Genomic DNA, 20,768 nt, shown 5'->3' on the forward strand with positions numbered 1-20,768 from the left:
CGCATTTTCCTGACGCTACCCCTAATAGAAAAAGTTAACGAACAAAACCTGCCAGGCTTAGCCGGCGGGTTATTTTATGTACGCTCTAAACTCAAACCGTCCCCGAACAAAATGGGCACCGGCTATCTTGATTGACTCTGGAGTATACCCTTCCACGATCCCTCCATAGTCCATCAGGTGCCCTACAGGGTCCGGTTCTTCACGATACCAGAGATACCATGGAATTGGGTTAGTGCCGCCGTCAGGAAGTCTGTATCGCTCTCCAGGACTTTGTATGTAGTGCTCAAGTAATCACTCCTCTAAAGAAAGCAAGACATCTTCAAGAATATCAATTAAGTCCCTGCGATGGTAATAGTTCTTAAATAAATCTTCTTTAATATTCCACATATGTTTTTTATAAGAATTCGCAATGGCAGTTATGGATATAGTAAAGAGAAATGCATAGACGAAAATATCAACTGAATTCGCTTTATAGTTTTCCAACAAAAAAGACAACAACTGATTTATTATCGGTATCATCAAAGAGATAAAAACTGTCGGGGCAATTAGAGGCGGAACTATTAAAGACTCTTTATCCTTAGTTAAGGATGCAATTAATTTTTCTATTTTCCATTTTTTATCTAATTTATTTTCTATTATGTAATCAGATATCATTTTCCTCTGGTGCTCATTAAAATCCTCAGTGCGCCAACGCCCCGTTTTTTGCTTCAAGGGAAGCTGTAAGTCAACCCTAATAACTGCTCTCGCTCTCCTCAAATACATATTAAGAGCAACTATTAGAGAAATTATTGAAATAACTATAATAAATAATGAAATAGCAAATGGTACTAACAGACCTAAACTATAAATTGGATAAGTAATCAGCAGAGATGCTAAAGACAGGGCGAATAACCAAAAAGAGATGTTTAAAAAACGATACACCCTTTTAATGTGCGAATTGACCAACGCTTCAACGCTCACTTTTTCTTTATAATACTTCAGTAATTTATTCCTCATGTACACACCCCAATAAAATAACTCATAAATACTAAGTAAATAGTAATTCATTTGGAACATTATGTATATGTACTCTATATCACTGGTAAGGAAAATTTGCCTGACTGCAAAGAAATACCCCACCTATTCTGGGGGTACGGTACTTCCGTATGATTTTAATATATAAACCATATTCCACATTATGTATGTGACGATAAGGAAAATTTTCCTGAGCGTGAAGAAATACCCCACCAGCAATGATGGGGTATTATTCGGAGCCTATTAAACAGTTGATTTAAGATGTCCGTATTCTATAAGAGAATAATTCAAACAATTTGTCTCTAACCTACTAAGGTCTTCATCCCATATTTTAACTTGTTGCATAAAATTCTTAATCTCATAATAATTATCATCTTCGAATAGGGCATAAGAACAAATAGTGCTGTATTCAGCATTAGGTTGACATGATTTTAATAGATTATACATTTTGCTAATTAATTCGTTTTGATCTTCAACAGAATGATCAAATTTTATTTTATCAACCCATTTTCCAAGACTATCTAATATACTAGAAATTGCATCACCAATTTTTACGCGAGGCAAGAAAAGACGATCTGAATCATTTAAACATAAGACACTTATAGTTTTTTTCCCTAAATCATCTTTACTGAAAAAGCGGAATTTTTTTATTGTAAGATGCTTTCGAGGATCAATTAAAGTTGGATTAATGATAGGTTCTAACTTAGTATCATGGTCTCTTTTCAAGCCATTACACCTTTTACAAATTGGAAGTAGATTTTCCCATTCTACGACCTCTTCGGGATATTTTGATTTCGGGTGAAAATGCTCAACTTCTATGTATTTACTTTCTTCTCCTAAACGACATTCACAAAATATGCACTTATTATTGCTCATATCTAATAAAGCTTTTTTGATGTAATCTTGATTCCAAACATTTTTTTCTGTTTTTTTGTATTCCTCAGTTAATTCCTTAACCTTTTCAGCTGTCAATTTGGCTGGAGCTTCTGATCTCTCTACTTTTATCATTTTATCACCCCAATGAACCCAATTGAAGTTCATATACTTTTCTCATTGGACTTCTTGGGTGCAACATTTTTTTTAAAATTTCATAACTCTTTTTTGCAGCATAAATGTCCACATTATCCAAAGCCTTTTCAAATTGATCTTTAATTATTAAATAGTCATTTGACTGGGTCTCTTTCAAACCCATTACATCCTCAAGTATCTCCTCAATAGTCCACCCTTTAAAGCCATACTCATTTTGAATAACATTCATTAAACACACTTCTCCATCAGAGCCTATACCTAGAGGTATTAATTCCTCCGAATTTGCTTCTTGAATCATATGTGGACTATGAGTTGTTAGAATGATTTGTGCATTTTTGAAAACTTTTTTCAAAACAGTTATAAACACACCTTGCCAATAAGGGTGCAAATGCGCGTCGGCTTCATCAATTAAAATGACACCTTCAAATTCGTCTACTTTAACATTCGGATTTTTAAAGTTAAACTCTATTTCTTTAATTATACCTAAGACTATATAAACACAAGATTTAAATCCTGATGATAAATACTCAAGATATACTTCTCCTCTGGTTGTTTTAATAATAATATCAATGGTGTCATGAGCAATATGAGAATATTCCACATCAGAATCCAACAATGAAAAAAAACTCTTAGCAATTTCAAAGTTATGTACTTCCGCTTCTGTGAATCTTCCTTGACTAATGAATGCAGCACGGTTAATAAACCATGTTTTAATAGTCTCTGATTGTACACCACCAACAATATAACTAGCATATGTGTTGTCATCTCTTACTTCATCAGGTACGATATTTGTTCGCCGATAAGGAATGCTCCTTTGTTCCTTTACATATACAATACTTTTACTTTTAATTGAAAGAGATGAGTGATTATAATCATCCTCAAAAGGTGAAAATTTCTGCAGAGAGTAGGTGGAGGTAGTACCATCTATTGATATTTGCCAACTTCCGCTTTCAGCTCTAGAGCTTCTCTTTAATGAACCCGAAAGATATGTCGAGAAGGTATTAATTATGCATTCTAAAACTGTTGTTTTGCCTACCCCATTCATCCCACAAATTAAGTTCAGTCCTGAATTGAATTCCAGATTTAATTCTTTTATACCACCAATATCTTTTATCAAAATATTTTGGATTTTCATTTCTGCAACTCCTTGAAATCATATTCAAAACGGCAGTTAAATATTTACTTATTCAGTATACGGTAAATAATATCTTTCTAAAAGGTCATTTTTACTAATAAGCCAACACGAATTAAACCAGTCTTTATTTTCTCTTCCCAAAAGAGGGCCCATCATTATAACTTCCCCTTGATGATGCACTGCGAAAATAACATATGGGATTCCGTCTTCCTTGTTTATGACAATCTTATTTGGAACTGATCCAGATATTAGCACTTCAGAAAGAATGCTCATGGAATTATCACCTCAAAATAAATTTATTCAAACATAAAAAAACTAGACCCTTGCTAAAAGCAAAGGTCTTAATTACATTCTAAATTTAATGAATCTATGCAAAGACTACATTGTAGTGGTTTTAGGGATGTTTTATGGATGCCCCAGCCGAAGCCAGTGGGCATAATCCCAAGCGCTTGGGAATTTACTCTTTAGTGCTGCCATCACGCCGACTAAACGCCAGCTCAAACAGCCCCGTTGCCGACAGCCCCGCTAGACCCCCGGCCCATAGCCGCAGCACCCACCAACAAGCCGATTACCAGACCAATCAGCGGTAGCAGGTTACGGGGTACGTTGACTGAGTTTTTGACCATCTGCACCACGGCCAACACAAAAACGGCCAACACGGATGCGTAGGCCAAGACGTCTATTAAATTTTGGTTATCCATTGTTACTTATCCCCCTTTTTAAATAGGCCTGCTCTATCCAAGATCGTAATCATCCGATAAAAGTCATAACTGCCGTTTGCCGTGGTATCCAAAAGCCCCGCAGCCTTGGCAGCCTCACAGGCCGGGCAGCGCCCACTTAGGGATTTCCGGCAGCTTGGCCGCTGTCTCCAGCTCCGTGATCCGGTTGGACAAAGCAAGTGTCACTTCTGCCTGTGCCTTAATGAGCATCTGCATTGCTTCAAAGTCTTTCTTCTCCTGTGCTGTCATTGCTTCATCAGCCTCCATGTACTTATCGATTTTAGCCTGCGCTTTAGCCATGGCCGTTTCAGTTGGCCGCTGGCCCGCTCGCAGCTGGGATATTTTAAGGCCAAACGGGATTTGAAAATGTGGCGCATCCTTGATGGATACAAAATCACCGCCCCACTCAAATCCGAGTGCCTTAGCTTCTTGGACAACTTCCGTCCAGTCTTTTACCCCATCTTTGTCTCCGTCCCGATTAATATCCCATGAGACTTGTTTCCCGTCTGGTAGCAGCAGCGCGAAATCAATCGCGAGGCCGTAGTTGTGGTAACTGGTGCCACCCTTTGCGTTGGTGACGACACTGCCTGGCTTGGTGCGTCCCTGCGCATACAAGGCGTCCTGCTCTGCAATGGTGCGCAGGCCTTGGGTAATGACGATAGGCACACCCCGGACATAACAGCGCTCAATCAGCGCAGTAGCAGCAGCCAGCACCACCGGATGCAGCCCAAGCATGCGCTTGGCTGATTTAGCTTTTACTTGCTCCAGTGTCAGTGCCATTACTCGCCGCCACCCTTCCGGGCCTGCTTGACCAACTGATTACCATACACGGCCACCGCGCCGCAAAGGATACCCTGTAGGACGCTCTCTGCATTAAAGCCCAAGGTGAGCGACACTAGGACGACGGCTCCCAACGTCACAAGGTAAATAATCGTCCAGTCTGGCACCCGTGGTGTCTGCTTAAGGATGTAGCCGATCACCCAGCATACGGCCACCACAATCAATAATTCCGGTTCGATAAAATTCGCGATTGCATTCCATTCCATAACAAATCATCCTTTCGATTTTATTACCAAACTAATAATTGCCAAGAGTACAGCACCGATAATTGTCGTTCCCACCCAGTTCACCAGCTTATCCAGCCGGTCAATTCTTAGGTGCGCTGACTTCGTGGAGTCTAACGCCTTGTTTGCTGTTTCCTTTGCATCAAGCATGGCATCCAGCTTATCCTCGATACTATCTATCTTTGTTTCTAGCCTCGTAAGCCTCTGCACTGTTTCTAGCTGCGGATCAGGCATGTTGTTGTTCCCCCTCAACATAAATAGCCCCCGGGGATCCGAGGGCAAAATAAAGACACGCTTTATTGGAGCGTGTCTTTACGTTTCATTTTTTTTATTTAACAACGCTTATTGAATTCCGGATTTCCTAATTTTTCTATGAGATAGTGCTCTAATGCAGAAATGAAGTACCAGTATTCTTTTTTGATAATTATCACACCAATTACCACGTTACTATCGTGAATAACGGCATCCCATTTTAAATCACCAAATGCAGTTATTTGGTTTATTATTCTACTCCGTAAACCTACACTTGGAAGCGCACGACCCACATATTTCACTTTGTCATCTTGAAGGAAATAATAAATACCCGTCTCCGTTTTTAGTGAATTCAAAAAAACATTATCCATCCGGATGTTACCTAATGATTCTTTTCTATTGGATACCATGAAGCTTGTTTTAAATTCTGCTAGAAAATCATCTGTTAAATTTAACAGATCTGCTTCTGAATACTCAATCTTCATAACATCACCCAAAACATATTATACGACATTCTGAAGTCATCATTCTACAAGTGAGCAAAATAAAAACGCCTCTATGGGCGCCATTTTATTATAAGCTATCTGCCTCTATTACTTATTGAAAAGCATCGATTGTATAGAAAAGAAAAAAGCTAAGAAATTAATCTTAACCTTATTCTATCATATATAACTTTTAATATTATTGGTAAACATAGCTCTGCTAATAATATTAATAATACAACCCTATGATTTTGGATAAACATTTTATTGAAAAAATCATTTATTATCCAATGATATAGAAAAATACTCATTGAATATTTTCCGAATAATTCTATAGGTTTGAAAATCATCATAAATTTTTTCGAAACATAATTATTAAAATAATTATATAGTACAAATAAAAATAAAAAAAGAATTATAGCATAACTTATTCTTAAAATATCTTGTTCTGTGAAGAAAAGCTCACTTGAAACTTTATGAAATAACGGGTAATTCAGTATAAAGTATACATATCCTGTTGTGCACACAAACAATATCATTAATAGAATAAAATTTTTCCCTTTACTTTTTATTTCTATTTTAAATGAAGAAAAAAGCATTCCAAGGCCAAATGTCAAAATATAAGAACCACCAAATAAAAACTTTTCTCCTCCACCAACTGTTTCGAACACAAATGTATAATGAGTTAATATTATGGCTATAATAAGTAGGATCACAATAAAAATAAGGCTTAGGATTACATTTCTACTTACAAACTTTTTAATGGCTAAGTAAATAATTGGAGATAGAGCTATCAATTGACAATAGAAAACTAAAAAATATAACTGTGGACTAGCAGTAAAATAAATCAAAGTTTTGATAAAGCTTTTTATATCAATAAAATGTTTATAGTACATTATACACACAATACTAGCAATTAAATATTGTATTAATATTTTTTTTAAATTGCCTAATACAAATTTATAATCAAATGAAGTTATATTTCTCCTTTCCATTGAATTATATAAATTTATCCCACCAATAAGCACAAATAAATGAACACAATAAAATGCAATTAATTTAGTGTTTTCTCCCAAATTTAATGCTTGCGTATGAAGTATTATTACTCCAATAATACTTATTCCTTTTATAAAATCAATCCAGCCTTTTCTTTGTACATGGTGCTTGGTATTTTCCATATTAATGTTCCTCACGTATATCACTTATGTTTTAGTCTAGTTTTATCATATATTTTTTATTATTACTAGTATATTCATACTATTCATATCACTAAGATACTATAATTTCACTGCCCTGTTCTGATAGGTGCTTCTCCACTTTCTTTCGGAGGGATTCCGGCACCTCTGCCAACGTGCGTCGGCCAGCCTGAATCAACTGGACAGCTACCAACACCATACGCCCTTCTAACGGATTCATTTCGCCCCACCTCCAGAAATAATCAAGTATACATCAAACAAGGCATCCATGGTGTCCAAGTTCGCAGATTCAGCTGCAGATAGCCGTAAATGCAACTGTTCCAGTTCGGTCAACTCGCCAGGCTTTGTCAATTCAGCAATCTCTTCGGCAGTCAATCCTTCTAACCAAAAACCTGAAGGATTGTCACTTGGTTCGGACCAAGCTTCCAAATTAAATCTAAAAGCATTCGTTTTACTTACATATGCCTTAAACCCTTGGGAAAAGGGGACGGAGATGTTGTAGCCGATTAAATCTCCGTTTTCCACTACCTCAACCACACTATTCTCTTCCTGTTCCACTCCAGGGACATCACCCATATATTTTCCGTTAGTGTCTACTCTCTTTATCGCCTGCATGGTCACCCTCCTTATTGTTCAGCCAGAAATGGCGGAATTTGCATAGATACATACGTTCCGTCGATATCATTATTAAAAAAAACTCCACCACTTGGATCAATAGTCATCGCCCCAAATTTCTCGGCTGCTACCAGTGGGAACCTTAACGTCTTTGCAGGCCGATATCCAGGCGGCAGAGTATATACGACCGCAGCAGCATAGCCCAATTTCACCGTGCCCTTTATATGCACAAATCCATCACTATCTTTTGTGTAACCCGCAGTATCTTCCGTCCCACCGTAGTTAGTCCAGTTGTTCAATAGAGTAGGAGCTATCCAAGTTTTTGATGCTGCTGTAAGTTTGGCGTTCCACGCTGTGCGCTCCGCTTCCGATACCGATACTTTGGTGTTTGCACCGGACCCGTTGCCGATATAAAGCTCACCAGTATCTGTACAGTAGCCTGGTTCTCCAATTGCCAGTGCCCCCTTTGCAGTAAGCTGCGCCTTAGTCCCGCGCCGTACTTGTATCTTATTAGCCATAATGTACAGCCCTCCTTAAAATGTACCGCCGTCAATAACTGCCATCTGAGCGTCTATAGCCTGGGCTGTCCGCTGCGGGGTCATGTACTTAACCGCACTCGTCCCTGTCTCGGCCTCTGCTTGCGTAGCAACCCCATAGTTGCCTACGCTACCCAAGCCCACATCTGTTGCCGTCAGCGTCACGGCTCCAGTCCGGCCAGCCACGGAGGATACCGTCCCTGTTGGTGCGAGGATCTCCTGCCAGTTAGCCAGCGTTGAGGCACCTGCCACCCGTAGGATATAGGTCTTGTTTAGGTCCGTCCGAATTGCAATGTCTCCGACCTCAGCCGTCAACGCCAGCATGGCTGCCTGAGTCGCCACAACAAAGGTATCCGATATCGCCAGCGCGGGCAGGACACTTGTATCCAACTTGCCGCCAACGCCCAAGATCGGGATGTTACCTGCTGCGGTACCCGTGTCCTTGCTGGCTGCGGTCCCTGCATCCGATATTTTGGATAGAGTCAAGGTTGGGATATCCGCTGCTGTGATGTTTGTCGCGCTTGTCACCCGGCCCTTGGCGTCAATGGTCAGTTTGGTAAATTGGCCAGCCGTCGCCCCGCTGTTTGCAAGCACAACAGTGATAGTGCGGTTGGCGGACCCGTCAAAAGTGGTAGATCCTGTTGCATCCCCACCTAATGCAATGGTCCGGGCCGTTTCCAGTTTGACCGCCGTTTCTGCCGCAGCCTGATCTGGGTTAATCAGGATCTTCCCGCCTGATCCATCCCCTACCCACATCTTACCGGTATCCAGCGTGACCATCGGCTCCCCAGCTTCAAGGACTGCCGCTGCCGCATTAGCAGCAAGCCCGCGTTTTAGTTTAATCGTTGTTGGTACGACTACCATCTATGATTCCTCCTTTATATCATTCCACCGTCAATGACTGGACCACCTGGAGGGGTGTCAAATCCACCGCCATCAATCGGCATATATGCCAAAAAATCCTCTAACGCCTCCACCTTTGCTTTGACCGACACCAAGTCCGGAATCGGGTCAGACCCATCAATATTATGGCTGGAGCCGTGAGCACCTGGTGTCGCTGTCCCTGTGGCCGTTACGAACATGGTCCTGGTGGTTGGGTTAGTTGTTACCGTGATCCCCGTTCCGCCCGTAACCGTGAGGGTATCGGACTTTGCCACAGCTGGGATGTTATTGACGGTGGCAAAAGCGTTTTGGTTGACCTCTGCTCCCGCTGCAATCCCTGCCAGCTTTGTCTTTTCGCCGGCAGTGGTGTGCAGATTGCCATTATCCACATGCGCCTTGGTAGTCTCCAGCGTGATTGCCGGTGCGGTCAATACGCTGGACTTGCCTGTGACCCCTTTGATAAGCGTGAACAGGCTGGACAGCAGCGCGGTCAGTGTGCCAGTTAAGCTAGGCGTTGCAGTGTCCGTAGCCGTCCGGTTACCGATTACAGCGTCCGTGGCCGATCCCGCACCGCCAGCTCCGGCAGTGATTCCGGCCAGCTTAGCTTTCTCCGCAGTAGAATAATTCTCAGTAGACAGCTGCTTGCTGGCTACCTTGTCCACTTTGCCAGAAAGCTGATTGGTTACCGTCGCCGCAAAGTTTGGGTCATTATTTAGTGCGTCTCCGATTTCCTTCAGCGTGTCCAGAGCATCCGGCGCAGCTCCGACAACGGACTTAATGCGCTGGTCCGTCTCCGTTTTGCTGTAAGTGGATGACTTGTCTGCCTTGGCCAGAAGAGCGGTATCTGCATAGGTTTTGGCCGATGACAAAGCAGCATCCGCTTTAGCTTGCGCACCTGCAGGGGTCTCCTTCGCCTTCCAATCTGTTCTCTCAGCAGCTGTGATATGTCTAACTGCATCTTTTTCATGAGAATCAATATCCACTGCGTTCTGATCTGCCTGCTCATGAGCAGCCGCAATGCCTTCCTCAACATGATTAAGTCGTGCTGAAGTAATCCGCGTGCCCTCCTGGACAAGTTCAAAGAGAGGACGCCCCGTCTGTGGATCAGCCTTCTGCTTGCCTGAAGCATCTTTAATCGGCTTGGTCATGTCCGGAATCTCGTCCTTCCAAACCTGCTTGTTATACACCACCGGCGCTCACCTCCAATTTCAATACAAATTCAAAAGTAATCAAAAACCCCTTATCGTTTTTAGTCACGGTAAGGGGCTGATCTGCCAGTATGTTGCCCTCAACATCCAGCAAGGCTGCTCCTAAAAGCTGCTTGCCTACGGCCTGCGTCTCGGTAATATAAATATATTTCCGGACAGAGAGACCGGAAACGATTGTATTATGAATCGGGTATACCACTTGCTCCCCGCTAATATTTACCCGAGCTCCTGCAATATGGCCACTCAAATCACTGACCAGTTTATCCAGCAGAAGCGGTTTAATTACCTCGGCCAATCTCAACCACCTCCGAAGGGAATTTCAAAGCCACATATCGGAAAATCAACCCCGTGGGAATACCCTATGCCTTTAACTATAATGGTCTGCGTGGGTACGACTGAACTAAACACCGCCCGGCGGATATGCACCGGGCGCACATATTCAAAGTCCGCCTGCAGCCCAGCCATATTAAACGGTTGAGTAAGGGAAAATTCATAATGGATCTCTTTGGCCAAAAAGTCCTCTGAAACATTCAGCAGCTTCCCATGCTGATTCCCTAAGTCCCGCAGTAGCGGCAGCTTAAACGGCCGATCTCCCCAGCGCTTCCGGCGGATCGCCTCCCTGCGTTCATCGTCGCTCCCCTCTTGGGTCTTTCGGAAGTAGACCCACTCCCATATCCAGAGCGCCCACGTTGAGCGCTGCAAGATAAACTGATTGCTCAAATCATCGATGGTCTGCAGCCGGCTATCCATTTCTTGCTTCATAACCGAGAAATGCCGGTCAGCCATATCAATCTCATACCAATAAGGCGGCAGCATCTCGCGGTATCTCAGCGGGATCATATTAGAACCACTTCCACTCTCAGAACAGACGACAGCGGAAGAACAATATCCTCCATATCGCCATTGAGAGTCAGGCTCTCGTAATCATCTACACCAGGCAGCAACAGCAGCGCGGCCACATAATTGTAAATAAGTTTGGAGCGGCCACTCGCGTAATCCAAGACGCGCTGTCGAATAGTTTCCGCCAGTACTTCCAGATCCGTACCGTTGGACGTAAGCAAGCGCGTTTCTAATCGCACATTAAATACCGGCGCGGGGTGCACCAACAAGTCATGCCCAGCGATCCGCCGCTCCTCCCACATCCAGGCTTTGACCGTCTCAGCAAATTCCTCTGTAATGGGCTGGCCGTCCAGGTTCGTCAAGTAAAGATCGACGGAATTATCATGCCGCTCTTTTTCGCGTGCGATCGCTCCACCAACACCAGCCATCTCCATCGCCCAGGTTTCGTAATCCTTCCGCCGCCCGCTGCCAATTTCGGTAGCCGCTCGTTCGAGCATCCTGAGGCGGAATGTATCGTCACTCTCGCCTTCCTTACGGATCAAGCCCGCCGCCCAGCCATGACCGTCCAGATACTCAGAATCCGCCCAAATCGGAAAACCTTGGACAAATCCATACGTCCATAGCGATTGCTGCTCAGCAAGCTCCAGCGCAAGCGGATACCAGAGGTCATAAAAGTATTCCCCTTCCCCTGTCGGCGGCGGCGGAAGACCTCGTTCAAGCGCCAAGGCTATGGCCCTATTTACCCAGCGCTGATAGATTTCCTCCGGCGCTTCCTCCAGTATGGGCATGTAAGGAAGCGCCGGCAGATCACTTAACTTAATCGTCATACACTGATCGTCTCCTCCAGCTCAGCCTGGCCTGCCAGGCCGGTTATCAATATGCTAAGTTGCATCTCCTGTCCTTCTCGCTCCATGGACCGCACCTCAGCCCGCACAATCTCCATATGGGAGGTCAAAGCCTCTTCCATGTCCCGTTTGATCTCCACATCCTCCCAGGCAGACCATTCGGAGCGTTCAACGCCGACCTCCTCGCCGTACAGCACATACCTAAAACGCTCGGTATTCAGGATTTTCAGCGCTGTTTGTATCAGGTATTCCTCATAGGTGCTGGTCTTCTTCGGATGCCCATCCTCAGTAAGGACGGCGCGCCGGTTACGGTAATCGATCACATAGGTCCATTTCGTAGCCGATAGAACCGATTCCGTCAGCTCGACTTCTCCGATATCAGAAATGTCCAGGTCAGGAAACAAACTATTATCCGCCACCGCCGCTCACATCCTTTCCCAGCACATAATACCGCTGGCCAGTCATACGGGATACAATGAGCCGGTCCCCAGCCTTCAGGGGGCTGGGAATCGTTAGGATACCGCTCAGGACGGAAGACTCCGGTTGCGATACTTCAAATTTTGCATCGATGCGTCTCTCCTGCAGATACTCAGCAAAAACAAGCTTATCCGCCGGATACGGCTCCGGGTCCTCATCGACCTGAATCTTCGGATCAGCTGGCCAACTCATCAGCGTGGCCCGTTCGGTATCCCGGGCATCGATGTGCCCAGCGGTTTTTTCCCTCATCATCTTCAGCGCATCATTCAGCACGGTTACTGCCTCCTTTCGAGCTCAAGCTTGACCGTATACATTCCGTTTTTAAAGCTGGATTCCGCAGACTCTACAATCCATTTGGACGTATGATCCGTCTTGATCAACACCATCCACCCAGCCCGCAGGCCGGACAATGTATGGTCTTCATGTTTGACAGTAATTTTCTTAATTTGCTTGGCCACCGATAAAGACTTTAGACGCTGCGTCGCAACGGTCGCCGGGTCCTCATCCTCTTCCGCTTCCAGTATCTCTTCCATGCGGCCCATGGCCTTCACTGCACCGGCTGCCGTCTTGGTGACGGAGGATGAAAGCTTATCATCCTTATATTTTTGAACGGTCACGACCGTATAAGTATCTTCTATGCTGTAACCGGCGGTGCTTGCCTCCATCTGCTCCGGGATAAACACGGGAACAAGCGTATTTGTCCCCTCCCGGACCACCTGCAGATAAAAGCTCGTATCTGTCCGGACCACATCTACATGATAGCGGTAGCCGCTCCGCTCATATGCCTTTTGCAGCACATCCAAAATAACTTCGGAATGGAACATCGTTCCGTAACGTTCATCGATGTTAAACCCCAGTTTAGGGCAGCGAAAATCAATACCGGTGGTCTTGATGTAGCGCTGCAGTTCTGCACCGCTCTCACCTTTGAGATACGGACGAACACCTTTGTTTTTCGCCAAATACCAGCTGATCTCCCGAGCTTCAACCTCCCATTCATCGGTGAACTCATTTTGTTCATACTTAATGATAGGACCATGGAAGAACTGGTTTTTGTGGTGAAGCACGCCCACTCCCTTCACCTGCTGCGAAAAGCACATCAGCATGCCGGCCACCTTAAAATCGCTGGCGTTTCTCAGACGGACGGTCGCGCTGCGGGCGATCTCATCCCGCGCTGAGGACCATGACAGTTCAACAGCCGCGTCCGTCAATAGGTGCCGGTTGCTGTCTTTACCGTAAATGATCGCAAAGTTATCCATCTTACTTTTTCCCCTTTACGCTGTCATTCTTGGCGGCTATACGCGCCTTCTGCCCCACGTAATCAAAACTCCCTTTGGCATTATCGGCAGCCGCCTTCTTCTCAGCTTTCTTCTTTTTATCTTCTGCTTTTTTCTCCTTATCGCTCTTCTTCTTGTCATTTTTCTTGTCCTTTTTATCGCTGGTGTTTGGACGACCCTTAGACGACTTTGTAATGATTACGCCTGGCTTCAGCAACTGTTTGGTGTTGGAGTAGGAAACAATCTTCACAGGGTCAAACTCCACAAAATTAAACGTGATGTGCAAGTTGGCCCGGCCCTCTTTATAGGTCGCTTCCATGCTCTCAAACCACATGGTCTGCGAAAACAGCGATTCAAAATTAATGACAACCGGCTTCGCCTTCCATTCCTCCATCAGCTTCCACGCTTGCTCAGGAGATTTGTAGGTGATCGTCTCTTTACCTGTTTCCCACAGCTCCTGCCATGCACGCGGGAAGATCACAGAAAAAGAGACCCGCTTCAGCTTCGAAGTGAGTCTCTTACTGGTCTTCTCTTCCCCTGTAATAACGGTGAAGGTTTCGACCTCATTGCTGCTGGTGATTTGGATCTCCGGCGGCGTGATCGGGAAGGTAAAGCGGTTTTTGTCGCGGATCATGGTTAGCATGCTTTCAACCTCCGCTTTCTAGAGCTTTGTACAACTCTTCGCCAAAAATCTTGCGGAACAACGCCCGGCCTTGGGGGCTGGCCAACATTTTCGCGAATTCCGCGAAATTTGTAATGCCTTTCGCCATCTCCCCAAAGTCGATATTGATGTTTTCAATGATGATGTCCCGTATGGCAGCCGGCGCTTGAGCCAGTGTCTTTGCCACAGGAATGTTGGAAGACGACTTCATTCCTACTGCACCGCCGTTTGCATACGGACGGGCACCAAGTAAACCCCCAGCTTGTTCCCACAAATCAAGCCCGCGCCCCCGCTTCCCAGCAGACAAAGGAATGATCATTTCCGGACCGTCTTCGCCGACCAGGCCGAGATGCGGATCACTAATTAAACCTCCAAACGCATATTTCTTCTTTTTCCGCTTCTTTCTGCGGCCGAAGAATCCCGAAATACCATCATAGATTTTCGTGGCTAATTTCTCCCCACCTATCGATCCTAATAAACCACCGACTGCACCACCAACAGCGGTGCCAATACCCGGCATGAGAAAGGTCCCCAGCGCGGCCCCTGTCGCAGCACCCCCTAAAGCACCACCACCAATCCCACCAAGAACCTTGGCTGTTTGACGTCCCCGCCTACCTTTGCCAGCAAAAAGAATGTCCCAGGCATCCATGGCATAGCCAATTGGGCGAACAACCTTGCCGAGTAACTTGCTACCTTTTGCAAATTTACGCATTTTGGCTGCTTGGTTACGCAGCTTATGCCCTGTCGCACGAATTTTATAGACATCCGTCAAACTGGTGGCTTTCTTCATGGCTTTGTTGTAACGCTTGACCCCTTGCCGTTTGGTTTGTTCCAAGGAACCGTGGATGCCCTCTGCATAGCCGGCACCATATCCAATACTGTCGTTATTATCATCAATAAAGCTCTTCGCCTGCAAACCTTTAACCCTGAGCTGTTGAGCCCCTACGATGCCGCCGTTGGCATAAGCGCGGACACCAAGCATTTGCCCCGCACGCTCCCACAGCTCAACCCCGCGCTTGCGTCGCCCGGTAGACAACGGAATAATAGCTTCTGGCCCCGCCTCACCGACTAGCCCAAGATGCGGACGATCAATAACGCCGCCATTAGCGTATGCTGCTCTGCTGGGGGAGGTTTGAGGGGTGTTACTGCCGGATTTACTGCCCTGCCCTCCTGATACAATCAGATCTTTGAACGCTTTGCCAATATCTGATACGACAGCCGCTACTGCAGGGTATTTGCTTCGCATGCCGGCAGCAATCCGTCCAACAAAGCTGCTGCCCCAACTCTCAGCCTGGCTCGTAACGGTCTGGATGGACAGTAAATGCTGCTTGGTCTCGTCGGTGGCCGTCTTTACAGCCGCCCCTACACCGAGCATGCTGGCACCCGCTGCTCCCGCTCCTTGAACAATACCTGATGTGCTTGTCTTCGTTGTCACACCCAACTGTTGGGCTTGTCCTGATGTCTTTTGGGCAGCCGATCCCACCGCCTGAACATTTTGCTTAGCCTTATCCGATTCCGTGCTTTTCCACGCACCGACAAAGGTATTCTTGATCTTATCGACCGTTTCTTTAACGCCACTCTCGTTCACGGCGCTCATGAGGGCTGTCTTCAACCCATCTTTAGCCACGTTCGCCCGGAATATGTTAAACGTCTCTTGCAGCTGTTTTTCACGCTCTGGCGTGAGATTGCCAAACGTAACTTTAGCTTCCGGAGGAGGAACAAAGGCTGCTTTCTCTTGCTTCTTCTCCTTCCCGAAGCCGAACCAACCTCCAATCGAAGCAGCAGCAGATTTGATCCCTACACCTGCAGATACCACACCATCCATCACTGACTTTGTAAGCCCGCTGGAATCAGCTAAGGAACCCAATTTATCGCCAACCCAACCGCCCGCTGCTGCCCCGACTGCAGTTCCAAGTGGACCCGCGACGGAGCCAACGATTCCCCCGACTACACCTCCGGCCATACCGCCTACCATGGAACCGCCAGTCGAGGATATGCCTGCCCTTAAACCATCTTCCTTAGAAGCTTGGTATAAGTCATATCCGCTTAAGCCAACCCCAGCCACAGTTCCTAAAATACCAGCATCCCACCCTTGAATAGGCTTTTTAGTCCTCTGCCGCCTGGCACATCAGGAATCACGTCAGGTATCGGTGAGCGTGAAGCGGCGTCTTGTTGGCCCCCCGACCTCTTCGGTTGGATTAGAAGTAGGGGGAGTACCTGAATTTCCCCAACTAAGCCATCCCTTGACTCGTCTTGCTCCTGCAGTCGTATCATCTATAAGACCTTTCCCAAATTTCACAACTTTAATTGCAGCAATGCTGCCTCCAATAAGTAGCAATCCCGTGTTTATTGCTGAGAAATGATCTTTATAAATACTCGTTATTCCATTTACGAAACCTACGACATTAGAGCCAAATGCCTGTATCTCATCTTTGTTTTCAGTCAACAAATCATTAAATTGCTGTAACGCGGGAAGAACAGCGGTTGACAGGTTTGCACCCAGTTCCTGCATCTGTTGATCAATCTGTGCGCGTGTTTGAATGATGTCCTGCATCGGGTTTGCATCCTGCTGAGCCTTGACCATGGCATCTGTCGTCCCCGCAATTCCTGTAGGTGCAGGTTGGAATGGAACTTGGTATGTCTTCATTATGGCACTACCATTATCTTCGGCTGCTGCAGAACCTAGAGAAACCAAAGATGCCTTCAAATCAGACTGACTTTGGCTCGCTAAATCAGCTACGAGTGCCATCAAAGCTCCCGCTGCCCGCTGCTCACTCCCAGAGTTAATATCGCCGGTAAACGTAGTAGCTTGCCGCGCCGCTTCATCCTTACCAGCACCACGGAGCGCAAAATATTTCTCCATGTCCCCAGAATCCAGATCTTTTACCCCGAAGGCTTCCTTGATAAAATCGGCTGGTTTGTCAAAGTTGAAGCTTCCTTCCTTCACACTTTGAGTTAAGAAATTAGCCATCTGCCCAGAGTTCGCGCCAGTATTTTTGAAGTAGCCACTGTATTCCCAAAAAGTATCATACAAATCCTGTTGTCGGTCACCGACCTCTTTATATGCATACATCATGCTATCTGCTACTGAGCTGTAACTTTCCTTGAATGTATTGGCAGACTGCGCAAGTGCCCTGTTTATTTCTTCAGCTCCCGAATCCGGACGGATATACTGCATCTTTGCAGATGCTCCCATAAAATTATCCATCTGAGATTTGTCCGAAACCAACGGTGCTGCATCCGCTAATTGACGAGCCCCTGACGACCTGTCTGAAATAATTCCTTGCTCATACATGTTATCAACTGTCTGTAGGCTCTGCGCCCGAACATCGGCAGGAAGAAAGGCTGCGCTCCGGGATGCCTCCGCGTAGTAATCCATCACACCACCAAACATTGCATCCTTAAGCCCACCGCCCAATACTATAGCCCCAGCTGTAGCAGCTATGGTCGTGATTTTAGAAGCTATACCGTCCAGAACCGGGCTGACTTCATCCTGTGCACGTATATGCACGCGGGAATCGCTCATGCCCCTAATCTCCGCATCCGCTCGGGAAGCTGAACGCCTCAAATCATCCGCCCCGCTACGAGCATGCCGGAAGATGTCGTCAACATTCACCCGGCCTTGCCTGCGTGTTTCATCTGCAGCACCACCGATACGACTACCCAAATCATCCGCCGCGCTCCGAGAACGTCTGAGATCAGATATTAAGTTATCACCCATCTGTCCGGAGGCGCGGCGGAAGTCTAAAAGATCATTAGTAGCTCCGCGCAAGGCAGTACGCATATTCCGGACAGCGCCGGAAATCAGATCCCGCGCTTCAAACGGAACCGTTACTTTTGATGTAGTTGCTATTGTTATTCACCTCCATCCCGCCTATTTTTTGTTGGCCAGGCGCTTGGCTTCTTCTTCCGCGATCATTCCCGCGGCAAGACAGAAAAAATACTGCCGCTGCTTGTCTACCTCATACGGCAGCAGTTCTGCCGGCAGCCGCTTCTGGTTAATCCAGAAGGAGGCTACCCAGCTTGCTTCTCCGTCTTGCTTAATAAGTTTTTTGCTTGTTTCAGCAGCTCGTCTTTTGTCTCCTGAAACTTGTTCACGGCCTTGCTGAGCTCCGAATAATCAGCGGGGTTGTCAAACAAGCGCGGTGGAAGCTCAAATTTGCTGATGCATTTGAATGCTTTCAGCAGCTCCGCATTGTTCCAATCAAATTCATGCTCCGTAGCCTTGACGATCATGACATCAATCTCATTGTAGGACTCTTTAGGATTGCCATTGTCATCATAGGCAAGCTCGTAAGAGCGGCGGACCTCAATAGTGGTCAAGCGGCGGACAGACCACTCTTCGCCATCTACCGGGATTGTAATCGTGTCGTCTTTACGGCCCTCTTTACCTTTGGCCAAGTATTTCTGTAATTTGTCGCTCATTGTTTAAACCTCCGCATATTTTAAATTTTGTTTTTGTTTTAGATGAAGAAAAGGGACGGTCGCCCATCCTTTAAACCATGTAATCCGGGAATTTTTCAATAAAGTCAAAATCGTTAGCGGTCCCAGAAAGGGTAATGTCAATACCGTTGTTTTCGTCGATTTTGGCAACCAGGATATCCATCTCATCGTGAATATGAATACCGGAGATCATCACGCGCTCAACGTTACCCGTCTGCCGGTCCTCAAGGGATCCAGTGATTCGGTCAAGGAACATCGTTTTCCCGGCTTTGAAATCATCCAGCAGCCGATACCGGAGTCGGGATTCCAACTTAGACATGACCAGCTTCACGGTGATTTCATAACCAACGATCTGCTTCGTCTTAGACATTTTCCGTGCCCGGATAATATCCAGCGTCTCTGGCTTCAGCATCACTTCGACTTCCTTCACCGTCATAAGCGGATCGCCAAGATCATCCTGGACGGAGAGGTTACGACCAATCAGTTCGCGTTCCATTTATTACGCCACCTCCCAATCAATATTAAAGATTTCAATCGCGTCCAGTGGTTTGGCTGACAAAGAAAAGTAAGCATAATCCATGTCACTGGTCTTTGTCGGATGTTCGGTAAAGGTGAACTCGGAACCAATCGCCTTTTGTTCGGCGCGGATTTTAAGGTATCCCACCACTGCCGCGATAAACAAGCCGCGGCCTTCTGGATCATTATCCAGCTTAGCCTTGTTCTTCTTGCCAGCAGCGTAAATGTCGTTGAGGACCTGATCAATCGTCATAGACACTCGGATTTTCCCGAAGTCCTCCCGCTCACCGGCTCCCAGCGTGGTCAATGTGTTGACAGCCGACTCAATAATGTAGTCATATCCATCACGTGTTGCCATAAGTGTTCCTTCGGACAGCCCTTTAAGAACCTCACTATGGCTCCAATCCACCTTTGCCTCGGTCATTGGCACCTTTACACCAGTAAAGGACTTATTCGCCGGTGTGCCAGCTGCCAACCCCGCCACCCAAGCCGCCCATTGCAGGGACGTATAGATTTTGCCGTTGGTGTGCTCACCGGCTAAGGAGCAATTTATGATAAAGCGGGCATTTGCTGCACGGCTGCGCGCATTGTGAGCCTCAATATCGCTATCCGATGCTGCAGCACCAGCGATAACCAGTTGTGCCAGCTTGCGAGCCTTGTTCCGGCGGTCCAGCAGCCATTGCTTTGCAGCGGCCTGCACCGCAGCGTCAGGGGAAGGCAGATACACGACATCAAACATCAGACCGTCAATCCGGTTAAACACGCTGCTCCAGTTTGCTGCCGTAATGGCTGCGGTACCGGTGGTTCCGCCGATCAACTTGGTATAGGCTACATCGGCCAGCGCCGTAGCCCCGGTATCTTTAAGTCGGACCATATTGGACTTTTTCAATGTCTCAACCGCTTCGGCCTTATCAGTCACCAAAAACGTCTCTGTGTCATAGATACCTTTGCTGTCCCGGATGACGATTTCTTTCTTGGCCGCATCCACCAAAGCAGCACGCACCATATACTCAAAATCATTTCCACGCGTTCCTGGGTAACGGGCTTCAATTGTATAGCTGTCCTCGACAGCAACAGCTGCCGCCTTCTCGTTGCCATTGGTTACCCGGTACCCAATTACGGTCGCACCGCTCTCTGCAGCCAGCTCCAGTTCATCCACTTGCAAACCCGTTTCCTTCAAGCGTTCCGACCGGTCCGCCATATCAACGGCTTTATTGGGAGCGCCCCATTCAGCCTGACATGGAATAAGCACACGCCCGGAGACGGACTGGACACGCGATTTAGCGATCGCCTGCAGCTCCACATAAGCGCCTGGTCTATTCCTTTGTATCGACATTGATCGTTTCCTCCTTCGTTTTCTTTACCTGTGCCTGTGCCTGTGCTTTGACAACTACAGGCGTTTCAGCCTGTGCTGGACGTAAGTAAGCATCCAACGGCTGTACCACCTCTCCCTGTGAGAGCAGCGCATTGGATGGGCAATCAAAAAGAGCGCCAGCAATCTCAAAAGGCTCTGCCTTCATGACCGCTGCGCTCTCAATCCATTCCTGTTTATTCCGTTTGTTTAAATCCTCTGCCATTTA

At 46.3% G+C, this 20,768-nt stretch carries 27 protein-coding genes and 1 pseudogene; all 28 read right to left on the reverse strand.

Annotation, left to right across the window (positions count from 1 at the left end; translation table 11 throughout):
• Positions 1 to 291: 291 nt before the first annotated feature.
• The 28 genes and pseudogenes from B9T62_RS14700 to B9T62_RS14830 all read right to left on the reverse strand — a co-directional run bounded on the left by B9T62_RS14700 (position 292) and on the right by B9T62_RS14830 (position 20,765).
• On the reverse strand, positions 292 to 996 hold the full coding sequence (locus B9T62_RS14700) for a hypothetical protein (RefSeq protein ID WP_157685616.1): 705 nt from the start codon (positions 994 to 996) through the stop codon (positions 292 to 294).
• Between the two features lie 261 nt (positions 997 to 1,257).
• Positions 1,258 to 2,055, reverse strand: a complete 798-nt coding sequence (locus B9T62_RS14705) for an HNH endonuclease (protein ID WP_245864458.1) — start codon at positions 2,053 to 2,055, stop codon at positions 1,258 to 1,260.
• Complete coding sequence (locus B9T62_RS14710) at positions 2,027 to 3,178, reverse strand: AAA family ATPase (RefSeq protein ID WP_087915942.1); 1,152 nt, start codon at positions 3,176 to 3,178, stop codon at positions 2,027 to 2,029. The genes B9T62_RS14705 and B9T62_RS14710 overlap by 29 nt, the downstream gene beginning before the upstream one ends.
• A gap of 48 nt (positions 3,179 to 3,226) precedes the next feature.
• Positions 3,227 to 3,451 (reverse strand): hypothetical protein, encoded by a 225-nt coding sequence (locus B9T62_RS14715; protein WP_087915943.1) that lies wholly within the window; start codon positions 3,449 to 3,451, stop codon positions 3,227 to 3,229.
• Between the two features lie 184 nt (positions 3,452 to 3,635).
• Positions 3,636 to 3,879: pseudogene (locus B9T62_RS14720) on the reverse strand (phage holin family protein).
• Between the two features lie 114 nt (positions 3,880 to 3,993).
• On the reverse strand, positions 3,994 to 4,677 hold the full coding sequence (locus tag B9T62_RS14725) for a M15 family metallopeptidase (RefSeq protein ID WP_087915944.1): 684 nt from the start codon (positions 4,675 to 4,677) through the stop codon (positions 3,994 to 3,996).
• Positions 4,677 to 4,943 (reverse strand): phage holin family protein, encoded by a 267-nt coding sequence (locus tag B9T62_RS14730; protein WP_087915945.1) that lies wholly within the window; start codon positions 4,941 to 4,943, stop codon positions 4,677 to 4,679. Before B9T62_RS14730 ends, B9T62_RS14725 begins: the two co-directional genes overlap by 1 nt.
• Positions 4,944 to 4,949: 6 nt before the next feature.
• Positions 4,950 to 5,195 carry a hemolysin XhlA family protein gene (locus B9T62_RS14735; protein ID WP_087915946.1) on the reverse strand — a complete coding sequence of 82 codons (246 nt, stop codon included), beginning with the start codon at positions 5,193 to 5,195 and terminating at the stop codon, positions 4,950 to 4,952.
• Between the two features lie 98 nt (positions 5,196 to 5,293).
• The gene (locus tag B9T62_RS14740) at positions 5,294 to 5,698 is read right to left on the reverse strand and encodes a hypothetical protein (protein ID WP_087915947.1); all 405 of its coding nucleotides are present in this window, start codon (positions 5,696 to 5,698) and stop codon (positions 5,294 to 5,296) included.
• A gap of 149 nt (positions 5,699 to 5,847) precedes the next feature.
• Positions 5,848 to 6,873: an acyltransferase family protein gene (locus tag B9T62_RS14745; RefSeq protein ID WP_087915948.1), complete on the reverse strand. Its 1,026-nt coding sequence runs from the start codon at positions 6,871 to 6,873 to the stop codon at positions 5,848 to 5,850.
• A 91-nt stretch (positions 6,874 to 6,964) separates the two neighbouring features.
• Complete coding sequence (locus B9T62_RS39095) at positions 6,965 to 7,111, reverse strand: CD1375 family protein (protein WP_157685618.1); 147 nt, start codon at positions 7,109 to 7,111, stop codon at positions 6,965 to 6,967.
• Positions 7,108 to 7,506, reverse strand: coding sequence for a hypothetical protein (locus B9T62_RS14750; protein WP_087915949.1), 399 nt, complete (start codon positions 7,504 to 7,506; stop codon positions 7,108 to 7,110). Before B9T62_RS14750 ends, B9T62_RS39095 begins: the two co-directional genes overlap by 4 nt.
• An 11-nt stretch (positions 7,507 to 7,517) precedes the next feature.
• Entirely contained in the window at positions 7,518 to 8,024 is a 507-nt protein-coding gene (locus B9T62_RS14755) for a hyaluronate lyase N-terminal domain-containing protein (RefSeq protein ID WP_087915950.1), read from the reverse strand.
• A gap of 15 nt (positions 8,025 to 8,039) precedes the next feature.
• Entirely contained in the window at positions 8,040 to 8,906 is an 867-nt protein-coding gene (locus B9T62_RS14760; protein ID WP_087915951.1) for a hyaluronate lyase N-terminal domain-containing protein, read from the reverse strand.
• Positions 8,907 to 8,920: 14 nt separating this feature from the next.
• Complete coding sequence (locus B9T62_RS14765; protein ID WP_087915952.1) at positions 8,921 to 10,114, reverse strand: hypothetical protein; 1,194 nt, start codon at positions 10,112 to 10,114, stop codon at positions 8,921 to 8,923.
• Positions 10,104 to 10,427 (reverse strand): hypothetical protein, encoded by a 324-nt coding sequence (locus B9T62_RS14770; protein ID WP_087915953.1) that lies wholly within the window; start codon positions 10,425 to 10,427, stop codon positions 10,104 to 10,106. Before B9T62_RS14770 ends, B9T62_RS14765 begins: the two co-directional genes overlap by 11 nt.
• A 2-nt stretch (positions 10,428 to 10,429) precedes the next feature.
• Positions 10,430 to 10,972 carry a DUF2313 domain-containing protein gene (locus B9T62_RS14775; protein ID WP_087915954.1) on the reverse strand — a complete coding sequence of 181 codons (543 nt, stop codon included), beginning with the start codon at positions 10,970 to 10,972 and terminating at the stop codon, positions 10,430 to 10,432.
• Complete coding sequence (locus tag B9T62_RS14780) at positions 10,969 to 11,799, reverse strand: baseplate J/gp47 family protein (RefSeq protein WP_087915955.1); 831 nt, start codon at positions 11,797 to 11,799, stop codon at positions 10,969 to 10,971. The genes B9T62_RS14775 and B9T62_RS14780 overlap by 4 nt, the downstream gene beginning before the upstream one ends.
• Positions 11,796 to 12,236, reverse strand: coding sequence for a DUF2634 domain-containing protein (locus B9T62_RS14785; protein ID WP_245864459.1), 441 nt, complete (start codon positions 12,234 to 12,236; stop codon positions 11,796 to 11,798). Before B9T62_RS14785 ends, B9T62_RS14780 begins: the two co-directional genes overlap by 4 nt.
• Positions 12,226 to 12,567, reverse strand: coding sequence for a DUF2577 family protein (locus B9T62_RS14790; RefSeq protein WP_087915956.1), 342 nt, complete (start codon positions 12,565 to 12,567; stop codon positions 12,226 to 12,228). The genes B9T62_RS14785 and B9T62_RS14790 overlap by 11 nt, the downstream gene beginning before the upstream one ends.
• Positions 12,568 to 12,569: 2 nt before the next feature.
• Entirely contained in the window at positions 12,570 to 13,550 is a 981-nt protein-coding gene (locus B9T62_RS14795) for an XkdQ/YqbQ family protein (protein WP_087915957.1), read from the reverse strand.
• 1 nt (position 13,551) lies between these two features.
• Entirely contained in the window at positions 13,552 to 14,211 is a 660-nt protein-coding gene (locus tag B9T62_RS14800; protein WP_087915958.1) for a hypothetical protein, read from the reverse strand.
• Positions 14,212 to 14,215: 4 nt separating this feature from the next.
• Positions 14,216 to 16,192 (reverse strand): lysozyme family protein, encoded by a 1,977-nt coding sequence (locus B9T62_RS14805; protein WP_169834295.1) that lies wholly within the window; start codon positions 16,190 to 16,192, stop codon positions 14,216 to 14,218.
• A 177-nt stretch (positions 16,193 to 16,369) separates the two neighbouring features.
• Positions 16,370 to 17,755, reverse strand: a complete 1,386-nt coding sequence (locus B9T62_RS14810; protein WP_157685620.1) for a phage tail tape measure protein — start codon at positions 17,753 to 17,755, stop codon at positions 16,370 to 16,372.
• Between the two features lie 488 nt (positions 17,756 to 18,243).
• The gene (locus tag B9T62_RS14815; protein WP_087915961.1) at positions 18,244 to 18,654 is read right to left on the reverse strand and encodes a hypothetical protein; all 411 of its coding nucleotides are present in this window, start codon (positions 18,652 to 18,654) and stop codon (positions 18,244 to 18,246) included.
• Positions 18,655 to 18,724: 70 nt separating this feature from the next.
• The gene (locus B9T62_RS14820) at positions 18,725 to 19,168 is read right to left on the reverse strand and encodes a phage tail tube protein (protein ID WP_087915962.1); all 444 of its coding nucleotides are present in this window, start codon (positions 19,166 to 19,168) and stop codon (positions 18,725 to 18,727) included.
• Between the two features lie 3 nt (positions 19,169 to 19,171).
• The gene (locus B9T62_RS14825) at positions 19,172 to 20,524 is read right to left on the reverse strand and encodes a phage tail sheath subtilisin-like domain-containing protein (RefSeq protein ID WP_087915963.1); all 1,353 of its coding nucleotides are present in this window, start codon (positions 20,522 to 20,524) and stop codon (positions 19,172 to 19,174) included.
• Positions 20,505 to 20,765: a hypothetical protein gene (locus B9T62_RS14830; RefSeq protein ID WP_087915964.1), complete on the reverse strand. Its 261-nt coding sequence runs from the start codon at positions 20,763 to 20,765 to the stop codon at positions 20,505 to 20,507. Before B9T62_RS14830 ends, B9T62_RS14825 begins: the two co-directional genes overlap by 20 nt.
• Positions 20,766 to 20,768 lie beyond the last annotated feature (3 nt).

Source organism: Paenibacillus donghaensis, assembly GCF_002192415.1.
GTDB classification, from domain to species: domain Bacteria; phylum Bacillota; class Bacilli; order Paenibacillales; family Paenibacillaceae; genus Paenibacillus_AQ; species Paenibacillus_AQ donghaensis.